At 68.0% G+C, this 14,974-nt stretch carries 14 protein-coding genes and 1 pseudogene; 8 read left to right on the top strand and 7 right to left on the bottom strand.

Annotation, left to right across the window (positions count from 1 at the left end):
- Positions 1–39: 39 nt before the first annotated feature.
- Positions 40–1,813, top strand: a pseudogene (gene sppA / locus QUE68_RS23325) (signal peptide peptidase SppA).
- 7 nt (positions 1,814–1,820) lie between these two features.
- Here sppA and QUE68_RS23320 read toward each other — a convergent pair.
- Entirely contained in the window at positions 1,821–2,723 is a 903-nt protein-coding gene (locus QUE68_RS23320; protein WP_284228642.1) for a class I SAM-dependent methyltransferase, read from the bottom strand.
- Positions 2,724–2,733: 10 nt separating this feature from the next.
- Positions 2,734–3,645 (bottom strand): class I SAM-dependent methyltransferase, encoded by a 912-nt coding sequence (locus QUE68_RS23315; RefSeq protein ID WP_284228641.1) that lies wholly within the window; start codon positions 3,643–3,645, stop codon positions 2,734–2,736.
- 322 nt (positions 3,646–3,967) lie between these two features.
- Here QUE68_RS23315 and secY point away from each other — a divergent pair, with 322 nt between their 5' ends.
- Genes secY through QUE68_RS23285 form a run of 6 tightly spaced genes read left to right on the top strand, consistent with a single transcriptional unit; the run spans position 3,968 to position 8,486 of the window.
- Complete coding sequence (secY, locus tag QUE68_RS23310; protein WP_284228640.1) at positions 3,968–5,293, top strand: preprotein translocase subunit SecY; 1,326 nt, start codon at positions 3,968–3,970, stop codon at positions 5,291–5,293.
- The gene (locus QUE68_RS23305) at positions 5,290–5,835 is read left to right on the top strand and encodes an adenylate kinase (RefSeq protein ID WP_284228639.1); all 546 of its coding nucleotides are present in this window, start codon (positions 5,290–5,292) and stop codon (positions 5,833–5,835) included. Before secY ends, QUE68_RS23305 begins: the two co-directional genes overlap by 4 nt.
- 4 nt (positions 5,836–5,839) lie before the next feature.
- A complete protein-coding gene (gene map, locus QUE68_RS23300) occupies positions 5,840–6,637 on the top strand; it encodes a type I methionyl aminopeptidase (protein ID WP_284228638.1) in 798 nt (265 codons plus the stop codon).
- 47 nt (positions 6,638–6,684) lie between these two features.
- Complete coding sequence (locus QUE68_RS23295; RefSeq protein ID WP_284228637.1) at positions 6,685–7,200, top strand: sigma-70 family RNA polymerase sigma factor; 516 nt, start codon at positions 6,685–6,687, stop codon at positions 7,198–7,200.
- Entirely contained in the window at positions 7,197–7,904 is a 708-nt protein-coding gene (locus QUE68_RS23290; protein ID WP_284235109.1) for an anti-sigma factor family protein, read from the top strand. The genes QUE68_RS23295 and QUE68_RS23290 overlap by 4 nt, the downstream gene beginning before the upstream one ends.
- 60 nt (positions 7,905–7,964) lie before the next feature.
- The gene (locus QUE68_RS23285) at positions 7,965–8,486 is read left to right on the top strand and encodes a MarR family transcriptional regulator (protein WP_284228635.1); all 522 of its coding nucleotides are present in this window, start codon (positions 7,965–7,967) and stop codon (positions 8,484–8,486) included.
- A 104-nt stretch (positions 8,487–8,590) separates the two neighbouring features.
- Here the strand turns inward: QUE68_RS23285 and QUE68_RS23280 are convergent, their stop codons facing one another.
- Both QUE68_RS23280 and QUE68_RS23275 read right to left on the bottom strand, forming a co-directional pair.
- A complete protein-coding gene (locus QUE68_RS23280; RefSeq protein ID WP_284231293.1) occupies positions 8,591–9,802 on the bottom strand; it encodes a GAF domain-containing sensor histidine kinase in 1,212 nt (403 codons plus the stop codon).
- 38 nt (positions 9,803–9,840) lie between these two features.
- On the bottom strand, positions 9,841–10,506 hold the full coding sequence (locus QUE68_RS23275; RefSeq protein ID WP_284228634.1) for a response regulator: 666 nt from the start codon (positions 10,504–10,506) through the stop codon (positions 9,841–9,843).
- A 104-nt stretch (positions 10,507–10,610) separates the two neighbouring features.
- Here QUE68_RS23275 and QUE68_RS23270 point away from each other — a divergent pair, with 104 nt between their 5' ends.
- Positions 10,611–11,390 (top strand): HAD hydrolase-like protein, encoded by a 780-nt coding sequence (locus QUE68_RS23270; protein WP_284228633.1) that lies wholly within the window; start codon positions 10,611–10,613, stop codon positions 11,388–11,390.
- On the opposite strand, the gene mmsB is transcribed toward QUE68_RS23270, so the two are convergent.
- The 3 genes from mmsB to QUE68_RS23255 are packed head-to-tail and all read right to left on the bottom strand — an operon-like array spanning position 11,376 to position 14,959.
- On the bottom strand, positions 11,376–12,251 hold the full coding sequence (mmsB, locus tag QUE68_RS23265; protein WP_284228632.1) for a 3-hydroxyisobutyrate dehydrogenase: 876 nt from the start codon (positions 12,249–12,251) through the stop codon (positions 11,376–11,378). The genes QUE68_RS23270 and mmsB overlap by 15 nt on opposite strands.
- 14 nt (positions 12,252–12,265) lie before the next feature.
- Complete coding sequence (locus QUE68_RS23260; protein WP_284228631.1) at positions 12,266–13,429, bottom strand: acyl-CoA dehydrogenase family protein; 1,164 nt, start codon at positions 13,427–13,429, stop codon at positions 12,266–12,268.
- A gap of 9 nt (positions 13,430–13,438) precedes the next feature.
- Complete coding sequence (locus QUE68_RS23255; protein WP_284228630.1) at positions 13,439–14,959, bottom strand: CoA-acylating methylmalonate-semialdehyde dehydrogenase; 1,521 nt, start codon at positions 14,957–14,959, stop codon at positions 13,439–13,441.
- Positions 14,960–14,974: the final 15 nt, after the last annotated feature.

Raw genomic sequence — 14,974 nt, 5'->3', positions numbered from 1 at the left:
CGTGCGGGGCCCTTTTCGTGTGATCGGTAGGCTCGTGTGATGTTGAGCTTCCTCACCGACGTCCCGGGTACCAACGAACTGCGCTCCATCGTCCGCAAGGTCGACACGGCACGACACCATGGCGTGCCCAGCGGATGCGTGCTGGAGCTCGACCTCCAGGCGGTGCCGCAGGAGACCGGTGGCTTCGACCCGCTGGCGATGCTCACCGGCAACGGCAAGCCGCTGTTGCTGCGGGGAAGCGGTGGCCGCCATCCGTCGCGCGGCCAAGGACGATCGCATCGCCGGGCTGATCGCCCGCGTCCAGGTCGCCGCCGCCTCACCGGGCCCGGTACAGGAGCTTCGTGAGGCCATCGTCGAGTTCAGCGCCGCGAAACCCTCGTTGGCATGGGCCGAAACCTACCCCGGCACCATGTCGTACTACCTCGCGTCGGCGTTCGGTGAAGTGTGGATGCAGCCCTCGGGCACGGTGGGACTGGTGGGATTCGCGACCAACGCGCTCTTCCTGCGCGAGGCGCTCGAGAAGGCAGGCGTGCAAGCGCAATTCGTCGCCCGCGGGGAGTACAAGTCGGCGGCCAACCTCTTCACGCAGGAGAACTACACCGACGCGCATCGCGAGGCCGACGGGCGACTGATCGAAAGCCTGCACGAACAGGTGCTGGCTGCCGTCGCCGCCGCCCGCCACCTCGAGCCGGCCGACGTCGACGCGCTCGCCGACAATGCACCGCTGCTGCGCGAGGACGCGGTCACCGGCCGCCTCGTCGACCGCATCGGCTTCCGTGACGAGGCGTATGCGCGCATCGCGGAACTGGCTGGTGCCGAGCAGGTTTCAGCGGACGATCCGGATGCGCCGCCGCGGTTGTACCTATCGCGCTACGCACGCGCGACCGGCTCAACACCGGTGCCCTCGCTGCCCGGCCGCAAGTCCAAGCCCACCATCGCCGTCGTCACGCTGGCCGGGCCCATCGTCAGCGGCCGCGGAGGGCGCACGCTCTCCCCGATGGGAACCTCGAGTGCGGGTGGTGACACGATCGCGGCGGCGCTCCGCGAGGCGGGTGCCGACGACGACGTCTCGGCCATCGTCCTGCGGGTCGACAGCCCCGGCGGATCGGTCACCGGATCGGAGACCATCTGGCGCGAGGTGGTCCGGCTCCGTGAGGCAGGCAAGCCGATCGTGGCGTCCATGGGCGCCGTCGCGGCGTCGGGCGGCTACTACGTGTCGATGGCGGCGGACGCCATCGTCGCCAACGCGGGCACCCTCACCGGGTCGATCGGCGTCGTGACCGGCAAGCTGGTCGCGCACGACCTCAAGGTGCGGCTCGGTATCGGCTCGGATTCGGTGCGCACCAACCGGAATGCCGATGCGTGGTCGGTGAACGCGCCCTTCACCGACGAGCAGCACGCCCACGTCGAGGCCGAAGCCGACCTCTTCTACACCGACTTCGTGCAGCGGGTCGCCGATGGCCGCGGCATGACGGCCGACGCCGTCGACGCCGTGGCCCGTGGGCGGGTCTGGACGGGGGCCGATGCTCTGGCGCGCGGTCTGGTCGACGAGCTGGGCGGACTGCGGACCGCCATCGATCGCGCGAAGGTGCTGGCCGGATTCGCGCCCGACGCCGAGGTCAAGGTCGTCGGGCTGCCTGGTTCGTCGCTGCTGGACATGCTGCGACCCAAGCCGTCCTCACAGCCCGCCGCGGCGTCGTTGCCCGATGCCGTCGGTGCTCTCGTCGGTCGTTCGGCGGCAGCGCTTCTCGCGCAGGCCGAGCGATCGATGACGGGTGCCAACGTGCTGTGGGTGGGGGAGCACCGCTTTTGACGTCGGCTCAGCCCTTGAGTACCGCACTGACGTAACGCAGGTCCGCGAACATCGCCGACATCTCGTCATCGGGGAAATCGAAACCGTTGGCGGCGTAGGCGTCTCGCATCGGTAACACCGAGACCTCCCAGCCCCGGGCGACGAGGTAGTCGACCACGTTGCTGCGGTCGCCCTGATACACCAGGTCGGCCATCTCGATGTCGGACCCGAGCTGCTTCAGTCGCTCCGACATGCGCTGGGAGCGCTCGTCGGTGAACGCGTCGAAATCGGGTACGTGCTCGGTGGCCAGGCGGCTGCCCGGCGCCGAGAGGGCGGTGATCGCGTCGAACAGCCGGTCCTGGGCTTCCGATGGCAGATAGATCAGCAAACCCTCCGCGCTCCACGAGGTGGGCTGCGAAGGGTCGAAACCGTTGTCCTGCAGGGCTGTCGGCCAATCGTCGCGGAGATCTACGGCCAGTGCCCGGTGTGTCGCCGTCGGGACGGCACCGATCCCCGCCAAGGTCGTCGTCTTGAACTCGATCACCTCGGGCTGATCCAGTTCGTAGACGACCGTGCCGTCCGGCCACGGCAGCCGATAGCCGCGGGCATCGAGACCGGCCGCCAGGATCACGGCCTGGCGCACTCCGGCGTCCGCCCCGTCGAGGAACATCCGGTCGAAGAAGCGGGTGCGGATGGCCATGCCCTCAGCGGCCCGGCGGGGTGTGAACGCCGGGTCGACGGCGGTCAGGTCCAGGTCGCCGTCCAGCATCCGGGTGAACAGGTCGACGCCGACGGCGCGCACCAGCGGTTCGGCATAGGGATCGTCGATCATCTTCTCCCGGTGGCCCAGTGCGCGTTGTGCGGCGACCATCGTCGCCGTCGCTCCCACGCTGGAGGCCAGGTCCCAGTTGTCGCCTTCGGTTCTCGCCACGAGATCTCCTCTACGTCCGTGTCGCGGTCAGGTATCCGGAGTCGCCACCGAAACCGGCGAGCTCGTCATTGGGTAGTTCGAAACCGTTGGCGCCGTACGCGTCTGCAGTCGTTCGGATGGCATTGCGCCAGCCGTGCGACGCGAGGTAGTCGGCCGCACTGTGGCGCTCACCCAGGTAGAACAGGTCGGCCAGGTTGATGCCGGAGCCCATCCGCTTGGTGCGTTCGGTGAGCTTCTCGGCCCAGTTCTCGGACAGACCGCGCATATCCATGTGTTCGGTTGCCACCTGACTACCGGGCGTCGACAGTTCGGTGATGTTGTCGAATAGCCGGTCCTGCGCCTCCGGCGGCAGGTAGACCAGGAGACCCTCGGCGCTCCACGCGGTCGGTGCGGCAGGGTCGAAACCCGCCGCCCGCAGTGCCGCCGGCCAGTCGTCGCGCAGGTCGATTGCGACGGTGCGGCGCTCCGCGGTGGGCTCGGCACCCAGATCCGATAGCGTGCGCGTCTTGAACTCGATGACCTCCGGTTGGTCGATCTCGTAGACGACGGTTCCGGTCGGCCACGGCAACCGGTACGCCCTGGTGTCCAGTCCGGAGGCCAATATGACGGCCTGTCGGATGCCGGAAGCCGCCGCCGAGACGAAGAAGTCGTCGAAGTAGCGGGTCCGCACCGCGATCTGTTCGTTCATCGCCCGGCGGTTCAGCAGCGGATCGTCGGCGGCGTCGAGTTCTCCGTCGATGACCTTGACGAAGGTATCCAACCCGACGGCGCGGACGAGCGGGTCGGCCCACGGGTCGTCGAGGAGCGCGTCGGGCCCCTTGGACGCCGTGGCGCGGGAGGCGGCCACGGCGGTGGCGGTGGCCCCCACGCTAGAGGCCAGATCCCAGCTGTCACCCTCGTGCCTGCTGTCGGTGGGGGTCACGTGGTCTCTCCTCGGTCGACGGTGGTGCAGTCGTGGCGTGCATGCGGCCCGCACACACATTTAGTTAGTACACATAACCAGATGATCGCGACTGTACGCCCCGATCCTGACGTACCCACCGGGGCGCCAATCCCGTCGATCGGGTGAGGGAGCGACGGGCCGCAACTGTTACCCTCGTAGACTGTTCCAAGGCGCGATTTGCGCTGGCTTCAGGCATGACTGTGCGCCGGCGCCCGGATCGCTCAGGACTTACCCATAACGCGCTGGTCGGACCAGCCCCATCGGCACGCCGCGACACGTACCCGGCTGCGCAGGAGGAAGAGTGCTTTCGGCTTTCATTTCGTCGTTGCGGACAGCCGACCTCCGACGGAAGATTCTCTTCACCCTCGGTATCGTCATCCTCTACCGGGTCGGCGCCACCCTGCCGTCCCCCGGCGTCAACTACCCCAACGTTCAGCAGTGCATCCAGCAGGTCCAGGGCGGGGACTCCGCCCAGATCTACTCGCTGATCAACCTCTTCTCCGGCGGCGCGCTACTGCAGCTGTCGGTGTTCGCGGTCGGCGTGATGCCCTACATCACCGCCAGCATCATCGTGCAGCTCCTCACCGTGGTGATCCCGCGGTTCGAGCAGTTGCGCAAGGAAGGCCAATCCGGCCAGGCCAAGATGACGCAGTACACGCGCTACCTGGCGGTGGCGCTGGCGCTCTTGCAGGGCACCTCGATCGTGGCGCTGGCCGCCAACGGCGGGCTGCTCCAGGGCTGCACCCTCGACATCATCTCCAACTCCTCGATCTTCACCCTGGTCGTCATCGTGCTGGTGCTGACCGCGGGCGCGTCGCTGGTGATGTGGATGGGCGAGCTGGTCACCGAGCGCGGCATCGGCAACGGCATGTCGCTGCTGATCTTCGCCGGCATCGCCGCCCGCATTCCGTCCGAGGGCAAGATGATCCTCGACGGTCGCGGTCCGACCGTGTTCACCATGGTCTGCATCGCCGCGTTGATCATCATCGTCGGCGTCGTGTTCGTCGAGCAGGGCCAACGCCGCATTCCCGTGCAGTACGCCAAGCGCATGGTCGGGCGACGCATGTACGGCGGCACGTCGACCTATCTGCCACTCAAGGTCAACCAGGCCGGCGTCATCCCCGTCATCTTTGCGTCGTCGCTGATCTACATACCGAACCTGATCACCCAGCTGATCTCGAGCGGCAGCGCCGATGCGGGCACCGGATGGTGGGCCAAGTTCGTCGCGGAGTACCTGACCAATCCGGCCAGCCCGGTGTACATCGCGGTCTACTTCGCCCTGATCGTCTTCTTCACGTACTTCTACGTGTCGATCACGTTCAACCCCGACGAGCGCGCTGATGAGATGAAGAAGTTCGGCGGCTTCATCCCCGGCATTCGTCCTGGCAAGCCGACGGCGGACTACCTGCGATACGTTCTGAGTCGCATCACCCTCCCCGGCTCGATCTACCTCGGTGTGATCGCCGTGCTGCCGAACCTGTTCCTGGAGATCGGCAACACCGGCGCCGTGCAGAACCTGCCGTTCGGCGGCACTGCGGTCCTGATCATGGTCGGCGTGGGACTGGACACGGTGAAGCAGATCGAGAGCCAGCTGATGCAGCGCAACTACGAAGGGTTCCTCAAGTGAGAATGGTGTTGCTGGGGCCCCCGGGGGCGGGAAAGGGCACGCAGGCCGAGAAGCTCGCCGAGAAACTCGGCATCCCGCACGTCTCGACCGGGGACCTCTTCCGCCACAACATCAGCAACGAGACCGAGCTGGGCATCGAGGCCAAGAAGTACCTCGACGCGGGTGACCTCGTGCCCGCCACCCTCACAAACGCGCTGGTCGACTCCAGGCTCGACGACGCCGACGCGGCCGACGGTTTCATCCTCGACGGCTACCCGCGCTCGGTCGAACAGGCCGAGGCGCTGCACCAGATGCTGGCCAAGCGCAACCTCAAGCTCGACGCCGTGGTGGAATTCCGCGTCTCGGAGGACGAGCTGCTGACCCGGCTGAAGAGCCGCGGTCGCGCCGACGACACCGACGACGTGATCCTCAACCGCATGAACGTCTACCGCGACGAGACCGCACCGCTGCTGGACTTCTACTCCGCCGAGCTGAAGACGGTCGACGCCGTCGGTTCCCTCGACGAGGTGTTCGCCCGCGCGCTGCGCGCACTCGGCAAGTAAACCCATGATCGGTATTCCCGGCCTTCGGGGACGCAAGGTCGTCGCCCAGCGCACCGATGGTGAACTGGACGCGATGGCCGCCGCCGGGGCGCTGGTGGCCGCCGCGCTACGCGCCGTACGCGAGGCGGCCCAGCCGGGCGTGTCGACCCTCGCCCTCGACGAGGTCGCCGAAGCCGTCATCCGCGACGGTGCCGGGGTTCCGTCGTTCCTGGGCTACCACGGGTTCCCGGGCAGCATCTGCTCTTCGGTCAACGATCGCGTGGTGCACGGCATCCCGTCGGCCGACGAGGTGCTGGCCGCCGGCGACCTGGTGTCCATCGACTGCGGCGCGATCCTCGACGACTGGCACGGCGATTCCGCGGTCACGTTCGGTGTGGGCCCGCTGATCGACGCTGACCTGAACCTCTCCGAGGCCACCCGGTCCGCGATGGACGCGGGCATCGCCGCCATGGTCCCGGGCAACCGGCTCACCGACGTCTCCCACGCCATCGAGGTCGGGACGCACGCCGCGGAGGCGCGTCACGACCGCAAGTACGGGATCGTGGCCGGCTATGGCGGGCACGGCATCGGCCGAAGCATGCACATGGACCCGTTCCTGCCGAACGAGGGATCACCCGGCCGCGGTCCGCATCTGGCCCATGGCTCGGTACTCGCCATCGAGCCGATGCTGACGCTCGGCACCACGAAGACCATCGTGTTGGACGACGAGTGGACGGTCGTGACCGCCGACGGCACGAGGGCCGCGCACTGGGAGCACACCGTCGCCGCGACCGACGACGGGCCGCGAATCCTCACGCTCTGAGGTGAACTCCGCGGACGTCCGCTTCGTATTCAAGGCGGAGGTTGCACATGGACGATCCGGAGACCGCGATGATGCGCGTGCTTTACGACGAGCACGCCGCCGCTCTGTGGCGCTATGCACTGCGGCTCACCGGCGACCACGCCCGCGCCGAGGACGTCGTCCAGGAAACGCTAGTGCGCGCCTGGCGCCACCCCGAGGTCGCCAATGATGCGGAACGGTCCGCGCGGGCCTGGCTGTTCACCGTCGCCCGCAACCTGATCATCGACGAGCGGCGCAGCGCCAGGTTCCGCAAGGAGTCCGGCACCCCCGACGTGGAGGCGGTCGCCGACCGAGCCGGGCCCGACGAGGTGGACAACGCATTGGACAAGCTGCTCCTGGGTACCGCGCTGAGTCAGCTCTCCGAGGACCATCGCGCGGTGATCCTGCGCGCGTACTACCAGGGGTGGAGCGTGGCACAGACCGCGGCGGACCTGCAGATCGCCGAGGGAACCGTCAAGTCCCGGCTGCACTACGCCGTGCGGGCGCTGCGGCTCAATCTGCAGGAGATGGGGGTGACGCGATGACCGACGACGACCAATACGCGACGTGGGATGCGGCGTACGTGCTCGGGTCGCTGTCGAGCACCGAACGCCGCGAGTTCGAGGCGCACCTGGGCCAGTGCGATCGGTGTCGCGCCGCGGTCGCCGAGCTCAGCGGCATGCCCGCACTGCTCGGCTTGCTCGGGCCCGACGACGTGCGAAGCCTCGAGGGCGAACAAGCCGAACCTCCGCCGTTGCGCGCCGAGGTACTCGAGTCCGTATTGGACCGGGTGCGGTGGCGGCGCCGTCGATCGCGGTGGCTGACGTCGGCTGCGGTGGGGGTGGCAGCGGCGCTGCTCGCCGTCGGCCTGGTCGTCGCGGTTCGTCCCGGGCTGATGGGCTTGCGCACCGGCGAGTCGACGACGACCGCTGCCCAGCTGCAGATGACCAAGCTGGCGCCGACGCCGTTCAATGCCACCGTGGCGCTGAACGGCTTCGCGTGGGGCACGCGCATCGACATGGCCTGCACCTACGGCGAGTGGTCCAGCGGTGCGGACGCGACACCGAGCAACCTCGGCATGGTGGTCGTCGGCCGCGACGGCAGTCAGACGCAGGTGGCGACGTGGCTGGGGCTGTCGGGTGCCACCGCGCTGCCCAGTGGCAACACCGCGCTGCCGAAGGACCAGATCGCGTCCGTCCAGCTGATCGCCGTCGATTCCGGCCAGGTTCTGCTCGAGCGCCGGATGTGACGGCCCTCGGTGCCGACCCCACTTTGCCGCGGTCGGCGTCGTCCTGCGGTATGAAGGGGCGTGTCCTCGCAGCCCACGGAGCCCTTGGAGCCCTCGGAGAGCGATCCGATCGCCCGGGCTCGCGCGAATTGGGAGCGCGCCGGCTGGGGTGAGGTGGCCGACGGCATGGTGGCCGTCACGTCGGTGATGAGGGCCCACCAGATCCTCCTCGCCCGCGTCGAGACGGCGCTCCGCCCCTACGATCTGACCTTCTCCCGGTATGAGCTCCTTCGGCTGCTGGCGTTCAGCAGCAGCGGTGCACTGCCGATTACCAAGGCCTCGGACCTATTGCAGGTGCACGTCACCAGCGTCACCCACGCGATCCGGCGCCTAGAGAGTGACGCACTGGTGGAACGGGTTCCGCACCCCACCGACGGGCGCACCACGCTGGTCCGGCTCACCGACCTCGGCCGGTCGACGGTCGAGGCGGCGACGGTGACGCTCAACGCCGAGGTGTTCGCCGACTTGGGCATCTCCGCCGCGGAGTCCACGGCCCTCGCGGCGTCGATCGAGACGTTGCGCCGCCGGGCCGGGGACTTCTAGGCGCTGGCCGCTGCCCGCACACCCTGCGTCGGTCGTGCGGATTGATTCGCAACACGCCGCGGGAGGCGTATGAGACTGCACGGTCGACGACTTCGCGGCAGCTCTCAGGACGCAGAGGGCGACGGCAGCGGGATCGTCGCAGTGACGGCGGTCCCCGACCCGGGTCGCGACCGGATGTTCAGCCTGCCGCCGACGATCTCGGCCCGCTCCGCCATCGACAGCAGGCCGTAACCGCCCATCTCGTCGCCGCCGAGCGGATGCTCGAAGGTGTCGAAACCGACGCCGTTGTCCACGATTTCGAGCCGCGCGGTGTCCTCGGCCACCGAGAACGTGAGGCTGGCGTTGCTGGCGCCCGCGTGCTTGACGACGTTCTGCAGGCACTCCTGCGCGATGCGGTACAGCGCGATCTCGACGTGATCGGGCAGCCGGGCATCGGCCAGGTCGACGTCGATCGTGACCTGGGGGATCGACCTGGCGAGGCTGGCCAGGGCGCCAGCCAGCCCGAGGTCGTCGAGCACCGGCGGGCGGAGTCCACCGATCGCCGCACGTGCCTCCTGCAGGGTGAGGTCGACCAACTCGCGCGCCTTCTCCAACTGCTCGGCAGCCGCGGCCGTGTCATCGCCCACCGCCCTGGCGGCGGCGTCCAACCGGTAGGACAGCGTGACCAGACGCTGTGAGATGCCGTCGTGGATGTCGCCGGCCAGCCGACGGCGCTCCATCTCCTGCGCCTCGATGACCTGCTCGACGAAGTTCTCGTGCGCCCGCTCGCGAGCGACCAGCTGGCGGTGCAGCCGCGCCTGGTGCATGGCACCTGCGATCAGGCGGCCGATCACCAGCAGCAGTTCGACGTCGCGGCTGGTGAACTCGCGCCGGGCGACGGTATGCACGTTGAGTACGCCGACCAGGCCGCCGGGATCGGTCTCCATCGGTACCGACACCATCGAGGTGAAGTCCGAGCCACGCAGCGACTCGAACGGCAGGTAGCGCGGATCGGACTCCTTGTCCTGCACGATGACCACGGCTTCGCGATGGCTGGCCACCCAGCCGGATACGCCCTGTCCCAACGGCAGTCGGATCTTGCCGACCTCCGCGTCGAACGGCGGGGTGGCTCCCGTCAGCGTCAGCGAGCGTTCGGCGTCATCGAGGACGTGGACGAAGCAGACGTCCGTTCCCGTGGCGGCGGTGATCATGCGCGCAGCGGCCTCCGCCAGCGGTTCGACGCCGGGTCCGCTGGACGCCGCCTGGATCAGCTCGCGCAGCAGGGCGAGCTCACGGTCGGCGTCGACGACGTCCCGGACGTCACTGGCCCTCGGCACGTCGGGGGGCGCGGCGCCACTGCCCCATGCAGACCGGCTCACTGATAGATCCCCTCCCGCAGCGCCGTGGCCACGGCACCGGTGCGGTCCCCGACGCCGAGCTTGCGATAGATCGACCGCAGATGCGTCTTCACCGTCTCGTCGCCGATCACCAGCTTCGCCGCGATACCTCGGTTGGACAGCCCGCTGACGACGTAGGACAGGATCTCGCTCTCGCGCTGGGTCAACCCCTGCCGCGCGCCGGGCCAGAACTCGTCGCGCTGCAGCCGGGCGGCCGTGTCGACGGCGCGTGCCGCCATGCCGGGGTCGATCGCGGTCTCACCGGTGTGGGCGAACTCCAGCTGGCGGACCAGTTCGTCGCTGCCGATGCTCTTCAGCAGGTAGCCCGCGGCACCGACCCGCAGTGCCTGGAACAGATACTGCTCGTCGTCGTAGACCGACAGCATGACCACTTTCCGGTGGGGGTCTCGGTCGCGCAGGGCCGCGCACAGATCCAGCCCGCTGGAGCCCTGCATGCGCACGTCGCACAGCACGATGTCGGGGTCGAGATCGGCGACCACCTTCATGGCCCGTTCGGCGCCGACTGCCTGGCCGACGACCTCGACACGGTCGCCGAACGTCGTCAGCATCGCCTTGAGACCTTCGATGACCATCTCGTGGTCGTCCACCAGCACGAGCCGGACCGGGCGATGGGCGGCGGGCATGGCCCGAGCATAGGACCGGCACGTCGGCTGGCAGCCAAGTTGGCCAGTTCAATCCCCCGGATGGGGGAGGCGCACCGGGTGTGACGCGGGACACCATTGAGCCCATGACGTCGATACCGGACAGAGCGTGGCGAGCAGGTCGGTTCTGGTGGGACTCGTCGCGCCCCAGTGAGGTCGGCCCCCATCCGCTGCGCGCGGTGATCTTCGATCTCGACGCCCTCGCCGACGTGGAATGCGGTGGCCATCGCCTGGCGTTCAACGCGGCCTTCGCCGCACACGGATTGAACCTGAAGTGGTCCGTGGCGCGGTACCGCAAGCTGCTGGCCCTGCCCGACGAGCGGCAGCGTGTCGACGCCGAACTGCGCGCGAGGGGGATCTGCACCGAGTGCGACCTCCTGCTCAAGATCCTCGTCGACGAGGTCTGCCTGACCAAGTCGATGATGGTCGACGAGGTGATGCTGGACGCCGATCTGGATCCACGCGCCGGGCTCGTCGAATTGATCACCGAGGGATTCACCGCGGGCGTGGCGGTCGCCGTGGTGAGCGCCAACCGCCGCCAGTGGGTCGAACCCCTCGTCCGCCAACTGGTCGGCGACGGTCTGGTACAGACGATCGTCACCGCCGACGACGTCGGCACGCCCTGGTCCACCGGCGATGCCCACCGGTTGGCGCTGACGGAACTCGGTGTGGCAGCCCGCGATTCGCTGCTGTTCACCGGGTCGCCGCAGGGACTGCGAACAGCGGTCACCGTCGGCCTCGCCGGTGTGCTCGTCGATCCCGAGGTGGCGGGCGCCCGCGCGGACTATGACGGCCTGCGGCTCGCGGACTGCCGACGGCTGCAGGGTCGGCTGTGGACCGGTGGGAACTCCTCAGCTGCCGCGTAGCAGCTCGATGACGGCGCTGAAGTCCTCGCCGGCGTGCTCCTCGGCGAACCCCGCATAGATCTCCGCGGCGTGAGTGCCCAGTGGCGCGCTCGACCCCGTGGAACCGACTGCTGCCATCGCCAGTCCGAGGTCCTTGTGCATCAGCGCAGTCGCGAAGCCCGGCTTGAAGTCGTTGTTGGCGGGCGAGGTCGGAACGGGTCCTGGCACAGGGCAGTTCGTGTGCACGGCCCAGCAGTTACCGGTCGCACCGGTGATCACGTCGAACAACGACTGGGCGGAGAGGCCGAGCTTCTCGGCGAGGACGAAGGCCTCTCCGACGGCGATCTGCTGCACCGCGAGCACCATGTTGTTGCACAGTTTGGCACTCTGACCGTTGCCGGACCCACCGCAGTGAATGATCTTGCCCGCCATGGGTTCCAATACGGGTCTGGCTCGCTCGACGGCGTCGTCGTCGCCACCCACCATGAACGCCAACGTGCCTGCAGTTGCGCCCTTGACCCCGCCGGACACGGGTGCGTCGATCTGCAGGTGGCCGTGTTCGGCGGCCTGGGCGTTGATGGCCCGCGCGTCGTCGACGGAGATGGTGGAGGTATCGATGAACAGCGTGCCCGGCTTGGCGGCAGGCAGCACCTCGGCGTAGCAGGCCTTGACGATGGCGCCGCTTGGCAACGAGGTGATCACCACGTCGGCCTCCGCAGCGGCCTCGGCACCGGTGTCGAAGACCTTGGCGCCCTTCGCTTCTGCGGCTTCCTTAAGGGCGGGTACCAGGTCGAAGGCGTGCACCGTGTAACCGCCCGCGGTCAGATTGGCGGCCATCGGGCCACCCATGTTGCCCAGTCCCAGGAAAGCGATCGTCGCCATCAACTGCCTCTCAGTTACGACGCGCGCGCCCGGGCGGCTTCTGCCCGCCCGATCACCACGCGCATGATCTCGTTGGTTCCCTCGAGGATGCGGTGCACGCGAAGATCGCGGACGATCTTCTCCAGCCCGTACTCGCTGAGATAGCCATACCCGCCGTGGAGTTGTAGTGCCCGGTCGGCGATGTCATAGCAGGCATCCGTGACGTGTAGCTTGGCCATCGCGCACAGCTCGACCTTCTGCGGGTCGTCGTCATCGAGAGCGGATGCGGCCCGCCACAACATCATTCGTGATGACTCGAGGGCGGTCGCCATGTCCGCCATGGCGAAGCGGATGGTCGGCTCGTCGATCAGGCTGCCACCGAATGCCTCCCGGTCCCGTACGTAGGCGGAGGCTTTCTGATAGGCGGACGCGGCGCCACCGAGCGAGCATGCGGCGATGTTGATCCGGCCGCCGTTCAGCCCGCTCATCGCGATCCCGAAGCCGCCGCCTTCGCGGTCCGACCCGCCGAGCATCGCATCGGCGGGAACGCGCACTCCTTCCATGATGACCTGCGCGGTCGGCTGCCCGTTCCAACCCATCTTGTGCTCTTGCGCACCGAAACTCAGACCGGGAGTGCCATTCTCGACGACGAACGCCGAGATGCCTCGCGCCCCCTCCGCTCCGGTGCGAGCCATCACGACGTACACGTCGGACGAGCCGGCACCCGAGATGAATTGCTTCACCCCGTCGAGGACGTAGTCAGTGCCGTCCCGCTTGGCCCTGGTGCGCAGCGCGGCCGCATCCGATCCGGCAGACGGTTCCGTGAGACAGTAGCTGGCCACGGCATCCATCGAGGCCAGCCGCGGCACCCACGCCTTGCGTTGTTCCTGCGTGCCGTAGCGATCCACCATCCATGCACACATGTTGTGGATCGACAGGAACGCCGCCGTCGACGGATCCGCCATCGCCAACTGTTCGAAGATGCGGACGGCGTCGAGCCGTCGCAGGCCGCTGCCGCCGACGTCCTCGCCGCAGTACATGGCCGCCATGCCTAGGTGGGCCGCTTCCCGGAGAACGTCGAGTGGAAAGTAATGCGCGGCATCCCATTCCAAGGCATACGGCGCGATGCGCTTCGTGGCGAACTCGGCAGCCGTGTCGGTGATCGCGCGTTCGTCGTCGTCGAGTCGGAGGTAGTCCATGGCGCTGCGCTAGTTCATCGTGGGAATGGAGAACTCGGCGCCGTCCTTGATGCCGGACGGCCAGCGCTGGGTAACCGTCTTGACCTTGGTGTAGAAGATGATCGAGGCAGGTCCGTGCTGGTTGAGGTCACCGAAGCCGGAGCGTTTCCAGCCACCAAAGGTGTGATAGGCGACGGGAACTGGGATCGGAACGTTGACGCCCACCATGCCGACTTGCACGCGGGAGACGAAGTCCCTGGCGGTGTCCCCGTCGCGGGTGAAGATCGCCACGCCGTTGCCGTACTCGTGCTCCGAGGGCAGCGCCAGCGCCTCCTCGTAATTCTCCGCCCTGACGATGCACAGCACGGGACCGAAGATCTCGTCGGTGTAGATCGACATGTCGGTCGTGACGTGATCGAACAGGGTGGGCCCGATGAAGTAGCCGCCCTCGATGCTGGCATCGCCGAAGGTCAGGTCGTCGCTGGCGCGCTCACGGCCGTCGACGACCGCCTCGGCACCGGCCTCGATGCCTTGGCCGATGTAGTCCTTGACGCGGGCCAGCGCGGCCGACGTGACGAGTGGGCCGTAGTCGGCCTTCGGGTCGAGGCTGTGTCCGACCCGCAGACTGTTGACCCGCTCGACGAGCCTGGCGCGCAAGCGATTCGCCGTCTCTTCGCCGACGGGAACCGCCACGCTGATCGCCATGCAGCGTTCACCGGCGCTGCCGTAACCCGCGCCGATCAAAGCGTCGACGGCCTGGTCGAGATCGGCGTCGGGCATGACGATCATGTGGTTCTTGGCGCCGCCGAAGCACTGGGCGCGCTTGCCGTTGGCCGCCGCGGTCGAGTAGATGTACTGCGCGATGTCGGAGCTGCCGACGAATCCGACGGCCTGGATGTCGGGGTGGTTCAGAATGGCGTCGACGGCCTCCTTGTCGCCGTGCACGACCTGGAACACGCCCTTGGGCAGGCCTGCCTCGAGGAACAGTTCGGCGAGGCGGACGGGGACCGAGGGGTCACGCTCGCTGGGCTTGAGGACGAACGCGTTGCCGCACGCAAGCGCGGGTCCGGCCTTCCACAGCGGGATCATCGCCGGGAAGTTGAACGGGGTGATGCCCGCGACCACGCCGAGCGGTTGGCGCAAGGAGTAGACGTCGATGCCGCCCCCGGCACCTTCGGTGTATTCACCCTTCAACAGGTGGGGGATGCCAATGGCGAACTCGATGACCTCGACGCCACGCTGAATGTCGCCGAGCGAATCTGCCACGGTCTTACCGTGTTCCATCGACAGCAGTTCGGCGAGCTCGTCGGCGTTCTTGTTGACCAACTCGACGAACTTCATCATCACGCGGGCCCGTCGCTGGGGGTTCCAGGCGGCCCATTCCCTTTGCGCCTTCACGGCGATCGCCACGGCGGCGTCGACCTCGTCCGTCGAGGCCATCGGCACCTGGGCCTGCACCTCGCCGGTGCTGGGGTTCAGCACGTCGGCGGTGCGGCCGGACTGGCCCTCGACACGCGTGCCGTCGATGAAGTGCGGAATTTGTCTGGTCATTGCGCCCGTCCTTCG

The organism is Mycolicibacterium sp. TUM20985, assembly GCF_030295745.1.
Lineage (GTDB): Bacteria > Actinomycetota > Actinomycetes > Mycobacteriales > Mycobacteriaceae > Mycobacterium.
This window is presented reverse-complemented; position numbering and strand designations above follow the sequence as displayed.

Excerpts from the sequence above, each read along its gene's own strand:
- QUE68_RS23275 (WP_284228634.1), bottom strand. The coding sequence starts at position 10,506 with ATGCCCGCCGCCCATCGCCCGGTCCGGCTCGTGCTGGTGGACGACCAC.
- QUE68_RS23290 (WP_284235109.1), top strand. The coding sequence starts at position 7,197 with ATGACCGACGACGACCAATACGCGACGTGGGATGCGGCGTACGTGCTC.
- QUE68_RS23295 (WP_284228637.1), top strand. The coding sequence starts at position 6,685 with ATGGACGATCCGGAGACCGCGATGATGCGCGTGCTTTACGACGAGCAC.
- mmsB (WP_284228632.1), bottom strand. The coding sequence starts at position 12,251 with ATGGCGACGATCGCTTTCCTGGGACTGGGCAACATGGGTGGCCCGATG.
- QUE68_RS23255 (WP_284228630.1), bottom strand. The coding sequence starts at position 14,959 with ATGACCAGACAAATTCCGCACTTCATCGACGGCACGCGTGTCGAGGGC.
- map (WP_284228638.1), top strand. The coding sequence starts at position 5,840 with ATGATCGGTATTCCCGGCCTTCGGGGACGCAAGGTCGTCGCCCAGCGC.
- QUE68_RS23270 (WP_284228633.1), top strand. The coding sequence starts at position 10,611 with ATGACGTCGATACCGGACAGAGCGTGGCGAGCAGGTCGGTTCTGGTGG.
- QUE68_RS23260 (WP_284228631.1), bottom strand. The coding sequence starts at position 13,429 with ATGGACTACCTCCGACTCGACGACGACGAACGCGCGATCACCGACACG.